This is a genomic window from Mesorhizobium sp. XAP4 (genome assembly GCF_029269325.1).
Taxonomy (GTDB): Bacteria; Pseudomonadota; Alphaproteobacteria; order Rhizobiales; family Rhizobiaceae; genus Mesorhizobium; species Mesorhizobium ciceri.
Genome location: NZ_JARIXW010000003.1, coordinates 487492 through 505392 on the forward strand (window position 1 = coordinate 487492; position 17901 = coordinate 505392).

General features: G+C 58.6%; 16 protein-coding genes. 9 read left to right on the top strand and 7 right to left on the bottom strand.

Annotation, left to right across the window (positions count from 1 at the left end; translation table 11 throughout):
• The first annotated feature begins 92 nt into the window (after positions 1–92).
• The 6 genes from rfbA to P3C39_RS15835 all read left to right on the top strand — a co-directional run bounded on the left by rfbA (position 93) and on the right by P3C39_RS15835 (position 5305).
• Positions 93–974: a glucose-1-phosphate thymidylyltransferase RfbA gene (gene rfbA, locus P3C39_RS15810; protein WP_013532727.1), complete on the top strand. Its 882-nt coding sequence runs from the start codon at positions 93–95 to the stop codon at positions 972–974.
• Positions 975–1529 carry a dTDP-4-dehydrorhamnose 3,5-epimerase gene (gene rfbC, locus P3C39_RS15815; RefSeq protein WP_275953709.1) on the top strand — a complete coding sequence of 185 codons (555 nt, stop codon included), beginning with the start codon at positions 975–977 and terminating at the stop codon, positions 1527–1529.
• Positions 1530–1551: 22 nt separating this feature from the next.
• Positions 1552–2622 carry a dTDP-glucose 4,6-dehydratase gene (gene rfbB, locus P3C39_RS15820; RefSeq protein ID WP_024503667.1) on the top strand — a complete coding sequence of 357 codons (1071 nt, stop codon included), beginning with the start codon at positions 1552–1554 and terminating at the stop codon, positions 2620–2622.
• Entirely contained in the window at positions 2619–3506 is an 888-nt protein-coding gene (gene rfbD, locus P3C39_RS15825) for a dTDP-4-dehydrorhamnose reductase (RefSeq protein WP_275953708.1), read from the top strand. The genes rfbB and rfbD overlap by 4 nt, the downstream gene beginning before the upstream one ends.
• A 94-nt stretch (positions 3507–3600) precedes the next feature.
• Positions 3601–4350 (top strand): class I SAM-dependent methyltransferase, encoded by a 750-nt coding sequence (locus P3C39_RS15830; protein WP_063167689.1) that lies wholly within the window; start codon positions 3601–3603, stop codon positions 4348–4350.
• A gap of 172 nt (positions 4351–4522) precedes the next feature.
• Entirely contained in the window at positions 4523–5305 is a 783-nt protein-coding gene (locus tag P3C39_RS15835) for a sulfotransferase family 2 domain-containing protein (protein WP_275953707.1), read from the top strand.
• On the opposite strand, the gene P3C39_RS15840 is transcribed toward P3C39_RS15835, so the two are convergent.
• The 7 genes from P3C39_RS15840 to P3C39_RS15870 are packed head-to-tail and all read right to left on the bottom strand — an operon-like array spanning position 5291 to position 13659.
• A complete protein-coding gene (locus P3C39_RS15840) occupies positions 5291–5986 on the bottom strand; it encodes a class I SAM-dependent methyltransferase (protein WP_013532722.1) in 696 nt (231 codons plus the stop codon). The genes P3C39_RS15835 and P3C39_RS15840 overlap by 15 nt on opposite strands.
• Positions 5987–6018: 32 nt before the next feature.
• On the bottom strand, positions 6019–7470 hold the full coding sequence (locus tag P3C39_RS15845; protein WP_275953706.1) for an ABC transporter ATP-binding protein: 1452 nt from the start codon (positions 7468–7470) through the stop codon (positions 6019–6021).
• On the bottom strand, positions 7460–8254 hold the full coding sequence (locus P3C39_RS15850) for an ABC transporter permease (protein WP_013532720.1): 795 nt from the start codon (positions 8252–8254) through the stop codon (positions 7460–7462). The genes P3C39_RS15845 and P3C39_RS15850 overlap by 11 nt, the downstream gene beginning before the upstream one ends.
• Positions 8251–9501, bottom strand: coding sequence for a glycosyltransferase family 61 protein (locus P3C39_RS15855; RefSeq protein ID WP_275953705.1), 1251 nt, complete (start codon positions 9499–9501; stop codon positions 8251–8253). The genes P3C39_RS15850 and P3C39_RS15855 overlap by 4 nt, the downstream gene beginning before the upstream one ends.
• 26 nt (positions 9502–9527) lie before the next feature.
• Positions 9528–11060 carry a glycoside hydrolase family 99-like domain-containing protein gene (locus P3C39_RS15860; RefSeq protein ID WP_275953704.1) on the bottom strand — a complete coding sequence of 511 codons (1533 nt, stop codon included), beginning with the start codon at positions 11058–11060 and terminating at the stop codon, positions 9528–9530.
• Positions 11060–11944, bottom strand: a complete 885-nt coding sequence (locus P3C39_RS15865; protein WP_013532718.1) for a class I SAM-dependent methyltransferase — start codon at positions 11942–11944, stop codon at positions 11060–11062. The genes P3C39_RS15860 and P3C39_RS15865 overlap by 1 nt, the downstream gene beginning before the upstream one ends.
• Entirely contained in the window at positions 11941–13659 is a 1719-nt protein-coding gene (locus tag P3C39_RS15870) for a sulfotransferase family protein (RefSeq protein ID WP_013532717.1), read from the bottom strand. Before P3C39_RS15870 ends, P3C39_RS15865 begins: the two co-directional genes overlap by 4 nt.
• A gap of 565 nt (positions 13660–14224) precedes the next feature.
• On the opposite strand from P3C39_RS15870, the gene P3C39_RS15875 reads away from it, so the two are divergent.
• The 3 genes from P3C39_RS15875 (at position 14225) to P3C39_RS15885 (ending at position 17898) form a co-directional block, all read left to right on the top strand.
• On the top strand, positions 14225–16210 hold the full coding sequence (locus P3C39_RS15875; RefSeq protein ID WP_275953703.1) for a nucleoside-diphosphate sugar epimerase/dehydratase: 1986 nt from the start codon (positions 14225–14227) through the stop codon (positions 16208–16210).
• Between the two features lie 93 nt (positions 16211–16303).
• Positions 16304–17239 carry a glycosyltransferase family 2 protein gene (locus P3C39_RS15880; protein WP_275953702.1) on the top strand — a complete coding sequence of 312 codons (936 nt, stop codon included), beginning with the start codon at positions 16304–16306 and terminating at the stop codon, positions 17237–17239.
• 122 nt (positions 17240–17361) lie between these two features.
• A complete protein-coding gene (locus P3C39_RS15885) occupies positions 17362–17898 on the top strand; it encodes a sugar transferase (protein ID WP_275953701.1) in 537 nt (178 codons plus the stop codon).
• Positions 17899–17901: the final 3 nt, after the last annotated feature.

Consider the following 17901-nt stretch of genomic DNA (forward strand, 5'->3'; position numbering starts at 1 on the left):
GTTTGACGAACGCCGAGATTGACAAGCCAGTGCATGGAACCTAAGCACGGGCGGCTAGGACCGGGGGGTTCAGGCATGTCAAGGAGAGCTTCTTGAAAGGAATTATCCTTGCTGGAGGCAGTGGAACGCGTCTTTATCCACTAACATTAGCAGTCTCTAAGCAAATTCTGCCGATATACGACAAGCCGATGATCTATTATCCGCTGAGCGTTCTGATGCTCGCGGGTATCCGAGAGATTCTGATCATTTCGACGCCGCGTGACCTGCCGGTTTTTCGCGATCTGCTTGGCGATGGATCGGAGTTCGGGCTCGACCTGTCCTATGCCGAGCAGCCGCAGCCCAACGGGCTGGCGGAAGCCTTCATCATCGGCCGCAATTTCATCGGCAAGGACAACGTGTCGATGATCCTCGGCGACAACATCTATTTCGGCGATGGGCTGTCGCAGCTTTGCCGCGACGCTGCCTCGCGCGAAAAGGGCGCTTCGGTGTTCGCCTATCATGTCGAGGATCCCCAGCGTTATGGCGTGGTTTCCTTCGACAAGGCCACGGGAACGGCGCTGACGATCGAGGAAAAGCCGCAGGTGCCGAAATCCAACTGGGCGGTCACCGGTCTCTACTTCTACGACAACGACGTCGTCGACATCGCCCCTGCCATCCGTCCCTCGGCGCGCGGTGAGCTCGAGATCACGGCGGTCAACAACGTCTACCTTGAGCGCGGCCAGTTGCATGTGCATCGGTTGGGGCGCGGCTATGCCTGGCTCGACACCGGCACCCATGACAGCCTGCATGAGGCCTCGTCCTTCGTGCGCACCATCGAGCACCGCCAGGGCATCAAGGTCGCCTGTCCCGAAGAGATCGCCTTTGAACAGGGTTGGCTGACTGTGGACCAGGTTCTGCGTCGCGCCGATCACCTGGGCAAGAACGAATATGCCGCCTATCTGCGCCGGCGTGTCGTCGACCTGTCGGAGGCCTAGGTGCTGGAAGTCAGGCCCCTTGGCATCGATGGCGTTCTGGAAATCGTTCCGAAGCGACATGGCGACGCGCGCGGCTTCTTCGTCGAAACCTACAATGCCGAGCGCTTTTCGCAGGCCGGCATAGACTTGGCTTTCGTGCAGGACAATCATTCCTATTCCGCCGCGGGGGGCGTCTTGCGAGGGCTTCACTATCAGCTTGCGCCGCGCGCCCAGGACAAGCTGCTGCGCGTCATCCGGGGCAGCATTCTCGACGTTGCGGTCGACATTCGCCGCAGCTCCAAAACTTTCGGAAAATGGGTCGCTCTCGAAGTGTCGGCCGAAAAGGGCAACCAGATTCTGGTGCCGAAAGGCTTCGCGCACGGCTTCGTGACGCTCGTGCCCGACACCGAGGTCCTGTATAAGGTGACCGATACCTATTCGCAGGCGCATGACCGGTCGATCCGTTTCGACGATCCCGCCATCGGCATCGAATGGCCGTCATTGACTGGCGGGTTCCAGCTCTCGGACAAGGACCTCAAGGCGCCGCTGCTGGCTGCCGCCGAGGTGTTCGCCTGATGGGTTATTTGAGGACAGCGGCATGAATTTTCTGGTGACGGGCGGTGCTGGCTTTATCGGTTCGGCGGTATGCCGGCATCTATGCGCCAACCCGGCCTATCGGGTGACCAATCTCGACAAGCTGACCTATGCGGGAAACCTGGCCTCGCTGCGGCCGATCGAGAACGCACACAATTATCGCTTCGCGCAGGCCGATATCTGCGACGAAAGGGCCGTGCTCGATATCCTCCGGCGCGACGATATCGACATCGTCATGAACCTTGCCGCCGAGAGCCATGTCGACCGCTCGATCGATGGGCCGGGCACTTTTATCGAGACCAACATCGTCGGCACCTACAAGATGCTCAATGCCGCGCTGGAGTACTGGCGCGGCCTGCCCGAGGACAGGAAGAGCCATTTCCGCTTCCATCATGTCTCGACCGATGAGGTGTTTGGCGATCTTCCCTTCGATGGCGGCATGTTCGTCGAGGAAACGCCCTACGCGCCATCCTCGCCCTATTCCGCCTCGAAAGCGGCTTCGGACCATCTGGTGCGGGCCTGGCACGAAACCTATGGCCTGCCGGTCGTGCTTTCCAATTGCTCGAACAACTACGGACCCTATCACTTTCCCGAAAAGCTGATCCCGCTGGTCATCCTCAATGCGCTCGACGAAAAGCCGCTGCCGGTCTATGGCGCCGGCGCCAATGTGCGCGACTGGCTGTTCGTCGAGGATCACGCACGCGCGCTGGAACTTGTCGCGACCAGGGGACTGCCCGGCGAAAGCTACAATGTCGGCGGCAATTCCGAGCGGACGAACCTTGGCGTCGTCGAGACGATCTGCGATCTCCTCGACAGCAGGCGGCCGCGGGCAGGGGGCAAGAGCTATCGCGACCTGATTTCCTTCGTCACCGACCGCCCCGGTCACGATCGCCGCTATGCCATCGACGCCTCGAAGATAGGCCGGGACCTGGGCTGGACGCCCAATGAGAATTTCGACAGCGGCCTTGCCAAGACCGTCGACTGGTTTCTCGACAACAAATGGTGGTGGGGACCGATCCGCGAGCAGCGCTATGCCGGTGAACGGCTGGGCGAAGCACGCAAGGGGGCGGCGTGAGGCTGGTTGTCACCGGACGCGACGGGCAGGTCGCGGCAAGCCTCCTGGAGGCCGCCCAGGCGGCCGCCGGCGTTGAGGTCATCGCCATTGGCCGTCCGCAACTCGACCTCGCAAGACCCGACACGGTGATCGAAGCCATCGCGGCCGCGAAGCCGGATATCGTCGTGTCGGCTGCCGCCTACACGGCGGTGGATCAGGCCGAGGACGAGCCCGATCTGGCATTCGCGGTGAACGCCGTCGGCGCCGGCAAGGTGGCGCAAGCCGCGGCGGAGCTTGGCGTTCCCGTCATCCATCTATCGACCGACTATGTCTTCGACGGCACCGCCCCTGGCGCCTATGTCGAGACCGACGCCACTGCACCGCGCAGCGTCTATGGCGCCTCCAAGCTTGCCGGCGAACAGGCGGTTGCATCGGCCAATCCGCGCCATCTGATCCTGCGCACGGCATGGGTCTACAGCCCGTTCGGCAAGAATTTCGTGAAAACCATGCTGCGGCTGGCCGCCGACCGCGACGAGATTTCGGTTGTGGCCGATCAGTGGGGAAATCCAACATCGGCACTTGATATCGCCGACGGCATCTTTCATATGGCGCGGCACCTCAAGGCGGACCTGAAGTTTGCGGAGTGGGGCGTCTACCATGTGGCGGGCGACGGCGACACAAATTGGGCCGAGTTTGCACAGCGCGTCTTCGTAACGAGTCTGGAAAGGGGCAGGCCGTACGCTGCGGTGCGCGGCATTTCGACGTCAGACTATCCGACGAAGGCGAAACGTCCTGCGAATTCACGCCTCAACTGCGGTAAAATGGCCGCTACGTTCGGCTGGCGGTGCAGATCTTGGTACACCGCGTGCGACGAGGTGGTTGAGCGGCTGACGGCCCGTTTGTAGGACCTTGCCAAAGTCATCTGATTGCAGTGTCAGGCCACGATGATACGAGCGGCAACCACACAGATCAATATCGACTCGCCTGGAGTACTTGCGAATGAAGGATGCCAACCACGGACCAGATGTCGTCGGGAAAAGCTACCTAGAGACGATCGCCGATATCCACTCGGCCCTAAGGCCGCGATCCTATTTCGAAGTTGGAGTCCAGTTTGGAAATACTCTTGAGCTGGCCAAGTGTGAAACGGTAGCGGTCGATCCCTACTTTGTCTGTGCAAAGAACATCATTGGCTCCAAGCCCCGCTGCTTTCTCTATCAGCAGACCAGCGACGATTTTTTCAAGAAAACGCGTCCGAGCAAGATTTTGGGCAAGCCTGTAGATTTGGCCTTTCTAGACGGCATGCATCTGTTCGAGTTCCTCCTGCGCGATTTCATCAACACCGAAAGAGAGTGCGCGGAAGGCTCAATCATTCTGCTGCACGACTGTCTCCCTCCCGGCTACAAGATGACCACCAGGGATATGAAAACGGCGATCGAACCTGCTGACAACAACTTTCCAGGGTGGTGGGCAGGTGACGTATGGAAGGTAGTTCCCACCCTGCTGAAGTATCGTCCCGATCTATCCGTGACTGTCACGGACTGCGCGCCGACCGGGTTGGTCGTCGTTACCAATCTCAACCCCGAGAGCACGGTTCTGCAGGACGCCTATGATGATATCTTGAAGACATTCAAAGCTGACAATCGGGATGAGTATGACGACTATTGGAAGTCGGTCAAAATCGTTCGTGAAACGGCGCTCAATATCGCGGCAAGGCACCGGCCGTTCGATGGATGCGGAAAGAGTTCCTGATATGGAAGCGATGGCCGAGCGGGTGACTGGGTTGGTCTCGTCTGCCCCCCGCGCGCCCGCTCCTATAAGTCGGAAGATCGCATCTTTTCGAAAGGCGACAGCCCAATTGACTCTGCGACGCTGTCAGCGCAAGTAGGTTTTCACTTTTCCGTTATCTGGATGTGATACCTGCATGATACCTGCTCTATTCCTTCATATTCAGAAGACCGCCGGGACGTCCATACTTGCAAAGGCATCCGAGCTGTATGATCGAGAAAATTGCTGCATGCACGGCGATTATCTCAGCCGCACACCGGAACAACTCGAACCCTTGATGATGGTATCCGGCCATTTCGGTTTCGATTACGCTGAACGCTTCATGACGGGACGTTACAGCTTTACCTTCCTCCGGGATCCCGTTGAACGGCTGCTTTCATATTACAGCTACTGTCGTGGCGCGACGAGAGATGAGTATGAAATCAATACGTTGGCACATGACAACGATGCTGAAATGTTCTTTCGGGCAGGAGAGACGGCTGACTCCAAGTTCGCTTCGCACATGTGGAATCATCAAGCATGCCAACTGGCGTCGGGCTGGGGCGCCTCGTTGGTCGGCAAGAGCGATATCGAGCCAGGCGGGTTGCCGCCGGACGAGCTCCTCGATCGGGCCAAAGCCAACCTAGCTCGCTTCGATTACGTTGGGCTGGTGGAGAATTTCGAGGCCGACAACGCCGCAATCTTCGCCGCGCTTGGCGATACATCGTCGAACGTTTTCCGGATCAACGCAGCGCCGGTCCGAACGATGCGAGAAGAACTGCCGTCATCGACCCTGGACCTGTTGGCGACGTTGACCGAGATCGATCAGCAACTCTACGACTGGGCGGTCCGATGGCGGGCGTCAGCGTATCAAACCCATAGAGATGGTACTGCGGCGGTTGCCGAATACGGGGCACGGCGTGCGTCACGCCGTGGCTAGCACGAAGCAGCGCTGGCTTCGAGGATGATCGAAGCGAACTTCTCTTTCGATGTGCCAGCCTGTCGATCCCGCCATAAACTCAATGTCGGCGACCTTATAATGATACGGGTCCGCGTCACCGTAAGTGGTTATGCCGCCTCTCGGATGTGAGATAGGCCGCCACAATGGCAGGCCATCATCACACACAAAAAAAGTCGCGAACAACCTACCGTCAGTCGCCATTGTCGGCCGAAGCTTCTCAAGGCAAGTTCGAATGAGGTTGATTGGCAGGTGCGTGAACAGCGACAAGGCCAAGGCGTAGTCGAACGTGGTACCCAATTTGCCAACATCAAAATCACCGGTCACCAGCAGATTGGCCCGCGGCACTTTGTTGGCCAGTCCCAACGGCGCCAGTTCCCTGTCGTATCCGGCGTCCATGATGCTAGCATTTATGTCCGCGCCGAAATAATTACCCGCGTCAAGATAATTGGCGAAGTGGACCCCGCCCCGGAAACTGCCGCAGCCAAGGTCAATCAGCCTGTGACGGGGCTGCAGGCCATTATCGACCAGCAAGTCGAATTGCAAGCGGCCGATTTCATCCCACATTCCACCGATGATCTGGCGATGGTCGCCTGACTCCATCGCTCGGGCGATGGCGTCCGTGCGATGATAAGCGCTTGGAAGTCTTTGATCGTTGGTCATCGAACGGTGCCCCGAATGGATGCGGAACAAATTCAGGCGGCTGCAATCTTGCGAACTAGGGGCGTGTCCGAGGTCAAATCAGCGGGGGTCAACTTGAAGGTCATCCCCAGGCTGAAGAAGCCGTAGTCAACCTCATCCGGGGCCGGCATAACCTTGAAGATCACGGCATCAAGTATGCGATGAAGGTATTGTCTTTCAAAATTTGCATTCCCCATCGCTCCAACGTTGATGAAATAAACTCCGGCCCGTAGCAGGCACTTAAACTCAAAGTTGACCTGCACAGACTCGCCTACCCCTAAGCTCTTCAGCCGAAGATCCGGCACCCGATCAGTATTTCCCCCACACAGTTCCACACCGTAAGGGGATTTGAACAGGGTGCCAAACGCGAGATCGTCGACGTCCGTGGTTGCAGTGAAGGTATATTGCACCGCGTAGACACAGCCTTGGGTCAGCACGTTGACCATTTCCCCACCGGTGTTGACAATCCGCACGTCGGCAATGCGCCCACCAGTCTCTTCATATGGCGTGATGGTCTGGCTGGTAAGCGCAGGGTCCCAAAAACCATCATCAACGATCTCCGACTGTTCGGGTCTCTGCGTCGGCAACTTCGTCGCTGGTGCATGATTGCCAATCACCGGCGGGCCGTCCGAATCGCTAGTGCCGGCAAGCGTCTTGATCTCTTCACGCACTTGTCTGGCCTCTTCGCCACGAAGATTGACAAGCCGCTGATATTGGCTGGCCACCCGCTTGGGTGTGCCCTCCAATATCTTCTCGCCGCCATCGATGAGAATTGCGCTGGTACACAATTGAATGATCGTCTGGGCGCCATGCGAGGTAAACAGGATAGTAGCTCCGGCGTCCTTGATCTGCTCGATGCGGGCCATGCATTTGCGCTGGAACGCCTCATCGCCCACCCCAAGCGCTTCGTCGACGACCAGGATGTCGGGATCGACATTGATCGCGGTAGCGAAGGCAAGTCGCATATACATGCCGGACGAATAGGTCTTGACGGGCTGATCGATGAAGTCGCCGATCTCCGCAAATCTTTCGATCTGCTCGAAACGCCAGGCCATCTCCTCCCGTGGGACGCCGAGAATGGAGGCATTGAGGTGGACATTCTCACGCCCGGTGAATTCGCGATTGAAGCCGGCACCGAGTTCAAGCAAGGCCGCGATCCGGCCGTTGACTTCAACCGTACCGCTGGTCGGTGGAAGCGTTCCGCAGATCACTTGCAGCAGCGTGGATTTTCCCGATCCATTACGGCCAATGATGCCAATCACTTGGCCGTGGCCGAGTTCGAAGGAGATGTCGTTGAGAGCCGCGAAGTCCTTGTAATAGCGGCGGGGTTGCATGCCCACTAAACGTTCCAATCGCGGCACGATCATCTGCTTGAAGCGGTCTTCCGGCCGCTCGAACATCGTGTATCGCTTGGTGACGCTGCGAACCTTGATCGCAAAGGGCCGGCTATCGCGCTCAGATGACATCGGCAAATCCCCCTCGTGTCTTCTCGAAGAACAGCCTGCCTAGCAGCGCGACGATCAAGGCAACGCAGAAATAGGCGGCCAGCGCCCACCATGAAGGCAGGGTATCCATGAGGACGACGGCACGGAAATTTTCGATCGGCACCGTCAGCGGGTTTAAAACCACCCAGGGCCGAAGCCATTCCGGCATCGATGTTCGGGGCGTGAACATGGGCGAGAGAAACATGGACGCCGTCAGAACCGGACCGATCATCTGGCTGATGTCGCGAAAATAGACCCCCAGAGAGGCCAAGACCCACGCAATTCCCTGCACCAGCAGGACGAAAGGAACAATCGTAAGGGGAGCGAGCAAGATATAGAGCGACAGGCTTCCGGTTATGATCAGGGTAAAGACCAGCAGCACGGCCAGACTGATTCCGAGTTGCACCATCGCGGAACCGGTGACCACCGCCGGCAGAATTTCGATCGGAAAGACGATCTTTTTCACGAAGGTCGCGTTGTTCAATATAGCCCCCGTCGATTTGGACAGAACCTCGGCATAGAAGTTGAAAAACATGAGGCCACAAAACAGGGCAAGCGCAAAGAATCCGACGGAGTGGTTCTGGTTGGCACCTGCGGCGGCCCATTTGACGCCGAACACGGAGCCAAACATCAGGGTGAAAACGGAAAGGGTGAGCAACGGCGTTAACAGCGCCCAACCAATCCCGAAAAACGAACCCTTGAACCTGCTGCTCACGTCCCTGCGAACAAGATTGGACAAGACCTGAAAATCGCGCTGACTAATCATCGGGTGGCCTTGTGTAGCTCTTTTATCGCCTGATCGATGTGGTCCATGGCCACTTCAACGTCAACCGTGGACTGCATGGCATAGGTCTTTGGCTGCCACGTTTCAGATGATCCATTAGAGTCACATAATATGACATTGTAGTCGAACTTCTTCAGGGCACAGATACGGCTGATCCATAATTCGACTACTCCGCCGCCGGCACCCCAGAAATTGATCCAGGCGTCGGGCATCAAGTCGAAAACCACCGTTCCCGCCTTCGACCATATCAGGTTGGCAAAGGCGGACCCATGCGCTCCGACGATAATTTCGGCATCTGTGAAAAGGTCGATCTGGTCCGAATAAGCCAGCACGGCCGGATCGATGACCTTGAAACCACGCTTGACCAGCGCAGCCTGAAGCGCGGCTTCGTTGGCTATCGTCCTACCGGAATTTGTGGTTTCGCTTGAACGCCCGAGATATATCCGTCTGGCAGGATAGTCTTGAACCGCCGGGGGAAGCACGAGCGTTCGCGACATCAGATCGGCTGTTTCCGGATGCGGGAAGAACGTGGTGAACGTGGTCAGAGCATTGGAGACAATGGCCGAACGGAACTTGTAGACAGCGGTGCTGGCCGCGTCGAGGATAAGAAAATGGTGTGGAAGGAAGCCCCAGACCGACAGCATCCTGATCAACCATTTTGGCGCTTTCGTCGACAGGACAACACGCAACCGCTCAGCAATGATCTCATCACGAAACGCCAACAATTGTGGAACCATATCAAAGACCACATGGCCGAACGCTTGGGAGTAGTGCATGGGAATGATCACGTCCGCATCGATCTCGGTCGCTGTTTCAGCCTTCAGATGCGCGCCTGCATCGTCTTCCACCAAATATTCAAGCTCTGTCACTTGCGACCTGACATAGCGGTAGATGCGCATCGTTTCGGCGATGACCTGGTTGTTCCGGGTGACGAGAGCCACGGCGATCGGATGCGCCACACAATTGTGAAACCGACCGAACCGCAATGGCGCTGCCTCATAGGGAACCGTCTTCAGCATGCGAGCGAATTCGTCGCCATTGACCACGCCTTTCGCGACGTGCAGTCGCGGAGCTAGTTCAGCCTCGACGTTGCAGGGAGAGAACGCGGTCCAAATGCAATCCTCGTTCGAAGTGAGCATTTCTTGTTTGCTCGACGCCACCCTGCCAATGGATTCGAGCGAAACCTCCTGGACATCGTGCCCTTCCAACTGGTGACGACTAGAGGCCATCGCAACCTGGTCCGGGAGATCAGCGATTACTTTTTTTTTTGCGCCGGCTCGGTTGCAGAGGACGGATTAACCACGCGTTTCGCGGCACGATAGGCAAAGCGGACGGCCTTGAACATCATTGGCCTGTCGTAAAGCCGGTGCGCCACCCTGAACTTCAGGGGCACCTTGATCGAACCGGGTTCAGGCATCGTCAGGACCGCCGGGCTCGTCGTCGTCAGCTTCGGCTGAGGTTGCTCAACCGCTTGGGCGTCCCGCGCCTTTTGAATGCTTCTCGCCGCAGTTTCCGTGATTTCGCGCTGCGGCTCAGGAGCGGTTTCATTCCCGGACTGCAAGCGGCTGGCTTCCTGCTTGAGCAAAGTCACCTTGCCATCGAGGTCAGCGACTTCCCGGATTTTTGCGGCACGGAGCTTTGCGATTTCGGCGTCCCTGGCTTCCTCGGGGATCGCCGCTAATTGCTGCCTGAGTTCGAACCGCACGCGTTCCGGCGCAACGTCGTAAATATCGTCAACCATCGACATGCCATTTTTCACGCGAAGCGTGGCCTCCAGGAACCCCCGGCCGTGTCTCCGGTCTGGTTCGAGATAGCATCCCTCGGCCCATTCGTTCCAAGCATTGATGAAGACCAGTTGATCGCCTTCCGCGCGATTGGCGCGCGTCAGCGAACTCGATCCCCGCAGCCAGCGCTCATAATTTGCAACGGTGGAGCCAAGAACGATCAATGAGCGATTCTTTACCCGGGCCGTATTGTCCCAATCAGGGAAAACGGTTCGATAGATCCGCTTGCGGCTATGGTCCCTCGATAGGAAATCGCGCGCAACGTTGGCATATTCGACCGGGTAGCCTTCGAATGGCTTATAGGTCGGCACGATCTCCTTCACACCATGGAATTTCATGTTGTGCGGCGGGAACTCGACGCCTGCGTCGAACTCATACTGCTCGTAGTCGTTATTGCCGTGAACGAGCGCGTTCACGATGTGAATTTCGCCGATACCCATCTTGCGGCAATGCTCCCGCCAGCGCTTACCTGCGGCCTTGGCGTCAGGAAGATGCTGCGGCCGGTAGACGACCAGCAACGGCTTGCCATCGACCCGCAGATAGCGGGGATCCTTGAAATAGGGAAAGAGGCTTTCGATGAAGCGCAACTCCCAATCCGGACCATAGGTCTGCGCGATTAGAACCTCGTGCTCGGCGGCGTCCCATCGGCGGGTCCAGTTTTCGTTCGCCCAGCACAGGCAGAAGCCCATGTCGATGCTCTTGTCGGTCAGGAAAGCATCGACCGGCTTCTCCATCAGCCGGTGGCCGTCGAACCAGTAGTAGTGAAAGCAGAAAGCGTCGATCCCGTGCTCCCTAGCGACCTCGGCCTGATCGCGGATGGTGTCCAGGACGCGAAGGTCGTAGTAGCCGAAATCGGTCGGATAGCGCGGTTGATTATGGCCATCGTAGAGCGGCTCCGCCTTCGCAACGTTGGTCCATTCGGTGAACCCTTTGCCCCACCATTCATCGTTCTCGGGGAACGGATGGAACTGCGGCAGATAGTAGGCAACATAACGCAGCGCCATTATCGCATGCTCAGGATCGACTTCACGATGCGACGGCCGGTCGGGCCGAGCATGCGGCCAACCATCGTTCTGAACGTCGGTCGCTGCTGTGGCGAATAGTGTGGCGGCGGGACAAACGGCAAATTCGAAACAGGCTTGCCGATTTTCGGGGGCGCGCGATCGAGCAGGACAAACTCATTCTTCGGCGAGTTCGCCAGTTCTGCCTTCACGACCGTCTGATAGATCTGCGAATAGGCGCCGAGTTCCAAAGCTGCCCGGACTTGTTCGGGCGTTTTCTTCCAGTTCTCGGCGAACTCTGTCATCTCGGGCGTCCGCACGACAAAGAGCGCGTCGACGATCTTCAGATTGGCTTGGCGGAAGAGGTGCTGAAGGTTCTTGGCGCCAAAGAAGCGGATATGTGTGCGATCGAGAAGGCCCCAGTCCCGGTAGTCGACATTGTCATCAAGCATCATCGCCATCATTGCGGCATGATTGGCGTTGGGGATCGACGAGACCACGCTGCCGCCAGGCCGCAGATAGCGGGTGACCTCCCTCAATGTCTCCCAGGGATTGACCAGATGCTCGAGCACATCCGCGATGACGACGGCATCGAAGCGTCGCTCACCGAAGACCTCGCCCCATCCTGGCGTGTTGAGATCGCCCTGGACCGCGTCGACGCAAAAGCTCTTCAGGATCGGAATGCAGTTCGGATCATATTCGAGCGCGGTAACCCGACAGCCGTTCAGAGCTATCAGTGGCTTGGCGATCGACCCCGGTCCGGCGCCGATTTCGAGGACATCCTTATCCCTGCCGACTAACCGCAACACATTTGCCGCAGCCGTGTCCGAATTCGGGTCGACATCGAAAACGTAGATATCTGCTGATGTCTTCTGTTTTGCGCTCACTTATCCGTGCCTCGTGTGTCTGCGCCAATCTTTCGGATCGGCAAAGCAAGCTTTGACAATGCTTTCGCAACTTTCCACGATTTGCTCTCGTGGATAAGCGTTAGCTCGCGCGCCGCTGCCTGAAGGCTTTCCGTCACGGCCGCCAATTGGCCTCTCAGGGCCGAAACGTCAAGGCCCTGCTTGTCGTACTGCTCGGTGAGCGATCCTAAATCCGCTTGGAGAGCTGACATCTGGCTGACATGCTTTGCGATTTCCTGTCTCGCATCTGTGAGTTGTGCCGAGCGCGTTGAGAGCTCGGCATTCAAGCTCGCGATCTCATCGATTCTCGTGGCCAACTCGCTTGACTTGGCGGCGATCTCCAATCGCAGTTGTTCTGCTTGGTCCCTCAGGGTCGAAACGTCCAGGCCCCGGCTGTCGTACTGCTCGGTGAGCGATCTCAAATCTGCCTGGAGAGCTGACATCTGGCTGACATACCTTGCGATTTCCTGTCTCGAATCTGCGAGTTGCGCCGAGCGCGTTGAGAGTTCGGCATTCAAGCTCGCAATCTCACCGATCCTTGTGGCCAACTCGGTGGCCAACTCGCTTGACTTCAGTCGCTCTGCTCTTATCTCACCCTCGACCGCCTGCCCTTCCATTGGGTTCTGGTCCTCAACCATCGCTACGATCTTTGATTTCAACGCATCGCGTTCCGCGCTAAGTTGATCGACTTGAGACATCAGCGCCCGGACATTGCCGACCAGTCTTAACTCTGTGGCGGCGTAATCGGTTGTCGGCGCGAGGCGCGCCTTGGTCTCACGCGCCAGCAATTCGGCAAACATGACTTGGCCAGCCGGCAGCCAACTGTCCTCAAATTCGTCATAGATTGCATCGAGTTCGGCGGTCGCTGCTGGCGAAGACGCGTCTTCCTCGAGGTCGAGCATGGCAACATAGGCTCGCTTGACCAGATCCGGCACGCCATCATTAGCCATGAGCAAGTCGACGCTCGCCAGATGGTGCTGGTGATCAGTCGACAGATAAGCTGCAATTTCTTTCTCGACAGAGCTAATCTTGCGCGGCCATTCGATCGAAAATCGTTCTGAGATCTTCTCCAGGGCAGGCCCGAAATCTCGAACCATCGACTCGTACGACAAGAAGACACGAGGTGAATTCCTAGTGCTTCTCTCGGAGGCCAGAACGTAGTTCAGCCAAACGAGGGAGGCGAATCCCAGATCCATTCCGTCGCGCTTTGCCAGCGATTTGGCGACCGACAGTGGATTGCGAGTGATCGTTACATAGTCAGTCTTGTACCTGAGCGATGTAAGCAGTTGCTGATAGATCGGCACAATGCGCGAAATCCGCGGCTCCTTGAGCACGATCGTTGGCATGCCGCCATATTCGCCATCGAGTAGGCGAGCGATCTCGTCGTGGTAGAATCTTAACCGGCTTGCCGACAGTTCCTCGACCCGGACCGGCCTCCAATCGTCCCACCGGCTACCAAGTTCGAGCAAGAGCTGCTCGTTCAGCAGGGCCAGATGCAATGGTTCCCAATAACCTGTCCGGTTGCTTTCGTCGGCGGGAATCAAGTTCTTTGGTGGAGCAACACCCAGCAGTTGAAGCACGCCGGCCAACGCGCTGGTGCCGGACCGATGCATGCCAAGAACCATCAAGCAGGTGCGCTCGCCCTGGCTTTCTCGCTTTAACTTCGAACTCTTCATTGTCGTCGCGGCAACAGCCATAATTGTATCCCATGGATGGGCAAGCCACAGAGCTGGCTTCTGCGATCATGAGCCTTGCCTGTACTCTACGCCGGTTTTGGAAGCTGCAACCGAGTCATTACGTCTCTGAAGGCCGTCCCAGTATGGAAATGGCCAGCGTGCCATCATGTCGCGACATGTTATGACTATAATGTGGCGCGCCCGCGCCCCACCTCTGGTAGCTTTGTCCTCTGCACGCACTCGACCCGCAAACTTGGCCTTCATAGCCATTTCGACCAGTTGCGTCGTAGCGAGGTCGAGAGCAGAGTCAATTGCGGCAAAACCGAAACAACGCTGACGCGGCGGCAGTGTCCAAATCGCAACGCACCGATCGGACTCCACCGATCCAGTAACAGGGCGTCAAGCTTACTCGTATTCACGCTCTTGTCCGAAAAAACCTCTGGCTATGCCCTCGCACCCGCAGTATGCGATACAGGACGGCGGGGGTCGGGGATGGCACTTGGGTAAGGTGATTGATCGCGAAGTATCTTCGTGTTCGCACCTCGCTGGTGTCGATGCCCTTGAGCCTGGAGTCTAGTGCCGTCCAATGAACTCCCACCTAGAAGCTGTGTTCGGGCTCAGGCCACAGATGCGGCGCGCCTTCATCATGGTCCAGGACGTGGTCATGGTCCTGGTCGCCGTGGCACTCAGCCTTATCCTTTCGCGGTCGAATCTTTCGTTCGAAGCGTTCTCTGAGGAGGGCTTGGCGACATGGGCGGGCATCGTCGTCATCAGCCATTTGTTGTTCCGCTACAGTGGCCTTTACACCACCGTGTGGCGCTTCGCCTCGACGCCGGACTTTTTCAACATCCTGAAGAGCTGCGCGATTTTGACGTTCACTCTTTACATGGCGTCGCTGCTGCTGCGTTTTTACCGGCCGGTGGCGGGGCTCAACGAGCGTCAGTTCATCGTCTTCTTCCTCGTCTCCTTCACCATCATATCGGCACCCCGGCTGTTCTACCGCTTCCTGCGTGACGGCGCGAGCTGGGGGATTCTGAGCCGCAAGACCGACCAGCAGGCCAAGCGCGCTCTGTTTGTCGGCCGGCTCGGCGAGGCCGACCTGATCATTCGCTTCACCCGCACGGCGCAACCGGCGGACTATTCCATCGCAGGCATCATGGCCACCGAGCGCGGCGCACCGTTGGGCACGCGGATTCAAGGTGTTCCCGTAGTGGCGACCATGCCGCGCCTGATCGATGTCCTGGAAGACTATGCGACCGGCACCAAGAGCCTGGACCTGCTGATTTTCGGCAGCGGCGCCGAGCACGAAATCGAGGACTATTCGGAACTTGTGCGCATTGCCCGGCACGGCGAGATAAATGTGGTGCAGTTCTCGGGCCTTTCGGAGTTGGAACAGCACGGAAAGCTGGTTCTCGACACCGTCGAGATGGAAACGATCCTGCGCCGGCCGACGGTCGCGTCCGATATCCAGCGCATCGGCGCCTTTGTCGGCGGCAAACGCGTTCTGGTGACCGGCGGCGCCGGTTCGATCGGCCAGACGCTGGTCAGGCGGTCGCTGGAACTCGGAGCCGAGGCGGTGCTGGTCGCCGACAACTCTGAGTTCGGCATTTTCCAGCTGAGCCAGTATGTTGACGAGAAGGACCACGACCGCCTCAAGGTCCGCATCGTCGATGTCGCGGACCGGCGCCAGATAACGCGTGTCGTCACGGAATTCCGGCCGGACATCATCTTTCATGCCGCGGCCCTCAAGCATGTTCCGCTGCTCGAGGAAAACTGGGATTCGGCCATCCAGACCAATATCTTCGGAACGCTCGTCTGTGCCGAGGTCGCCGCCAAGTGCGGGGTTGCGCAATTTGTCCTGATATCGAGCGACAAGGCGGTGGATCCCTCGTCAGTGCTCGGCATGACGAAGCGGGCCGCCGAACAGATCATCAGCGCCTTGCATGGCACGCCGGCAGGCGAGACAAGCGGGCGTCGCCCGGCCACCAAGTTCATTGCAGTGCGGTTCGGCAACGTCTTCGGCAGCAATGGTTCGGTGGCGACCATATTCCAGGCGCAGATCGAGGCCGGAGGGCCCGTCACCATCACCGACCGGCGCATGACGCGCTATTTCATGACCGTGGCCGAAGCCGTCGATCTCGTCATCATGTCGGCGGCCGACGCCGCGTCGCGGCAGAGCGGAGACGATTATGCCGTCTATATGCTCGACATGGGCAAGCCGGTGCCGATCCTTGAAGTGGCCGAAACGATGATCCGCTTGTCCGGAAAGAGCCCATACAAGGACGTCGCGATCCGGTTCACCGGCATAAGGCCGGGTGAAAAACTCCACGAAACGCTGCATGGCGAAGACGAGGAACTCGTCGAACTCGGCATCTCGAAGATTTTCGGCCTCAGCACGGACGTCGTGGAATGGTCGGATGTCCAGGTCGCGCTCACGGCGCTGCAGCAGTCGGCGAAAAACCAGGACAAGGCTGCCGCGCTCGCCGCATTGGCAGGTCTCGACCGCGCCAAGAAGGCCAGGGCAAGTGCACGTCAAGACGCAATTCCGAAGACGGCCGGGCAGGCGACCTAGAACAATTCCGGGAAAAGCGCACGGCGCTTACCTTTGGGAATTGCGCCAAATCAAAGAGATAGATCCAATCAGAATCAGAAAGCGATCTTGCTCGTGAGCAAAGATGATCTGCGCATCGCGGTCCTGATGGGCACGAAAGACGGCGCCGCCTTCATCGAGGAGCAGCTGCAGTCCCTGCTCGAGCAGTCGCACCCTCTGGTCGACCTGTGGATATCCGACGATGGCTCCGTCGATGGCACGACCGCCATCATCGAGGCATGGAAATCCCGCTGGCGGCCCAAGGGTCGAATGACGCTCGTCGAGGGGCCGCGGCAAGGCTTCGCCGCCAATTTCCGCTCCATGATCGTCGATCGACGCATCGAGGCGGACTGCTATGCCTTCTGCGACCAGGACGATATCTGGGAGCCCGACAGGCTGGAGAGCGCTATCGACTGGATGCGGACCCAGGATGCGAAAATCCCGCTGATGTTTTGTTCGCGAACCGCGACCATGACGGAAACAGGAAGCCTTGTCGGCCATTCGCCTTTGTTTGCCCGGCCGCCAACCTTTCGCAACGCGCTTGTGCAAAGCATCGCCGGCGGCAACACCATCCTGCTCAACGCAGCGGCACGCGACCTGCTGGCCATGGCCTCCACGCGGACCGGGTTCGTCAGCCACGACTGGTGGGCCTATCTCATCGTGACCGCTGCCGGCGGCATCGTCCGCTACGATCCGCGGCCGCTGGTGCGCTACCGGCAGCATGCGGCAAACCTGGTCGGCGCCAACGTGTCCTGGAAAGCAAGGGTGTCCCGGCTTGGCCGCCTGTTCAAGGGGGAATTCGCCGGCTGGACGGACCTCAACCTTGATGGCCTCGCCGTCAATCGCGACCTCCTGACCGAGGACGCGGCGGCGTGCCTCGACCTTTTCACCCGCGGGCGCAGCGGCGGCCTTTTCCGCCGCTTGGCAGGCCTGCACCAAAGCGGCGTCTATCGGCAGACCGTTTCCGGAAACCTGGGGCTCTATCTCGCCTTCATCCTGGGGCGCATCTGAACATTGCGACGGCTGCGTGGCGCGCTTGGTCAAGAGATCGGCTCATGCTACGTCGACCGGATTGACGGCATTGGCCTGCGGCATTGCCTCGGGACTTCGGCAGGGAGCACTATCGGCCGTTCATGAAGGCAGCCAAACAAATCTTCGATCTTGCCGGTGCGGCTCTGCTGCTGCTGGCGACATCTCCTGTCTTGGCGCTCACCGTCCTTGCCGTTCGGGCATCGTCGCCGGGCCCGGCTATTTTTTCACAGGTGCGGGTCGGCCGTGACGGTCGGCTTTTCCGCTGCCACAAGTTGCGCACGATGTATGTCGGGACGCCGTCGCTACCCTCGCATGAGGCGCCGGCGGATTCCGTGACATCGGTTGGAAAGGTCTTGCGGAAGTTCAAGCTCGATGAGCTGCCGCAATTCTGGAACGTCTTGAAGGGGGAAATGAGCCTGGTCGGGCCGCGGCCCTGCCTGCCGACCCAGACGGAATTGATCGAGTGTCGCAGGCGGCTGGGGGTTTTGGCGGCGCTGCCGGGCATAACCGGCCTGGCCCAGATCAGGGGCATCGACATGTCTAACCCGGAGCTCTTGGCGCAAACGGATGCTGCCTACCTCCGCACCGCGTCGTTCTGGCTCGATCTTCGGATCCTGTTTGGAACGCTCTACCGCTGAGCA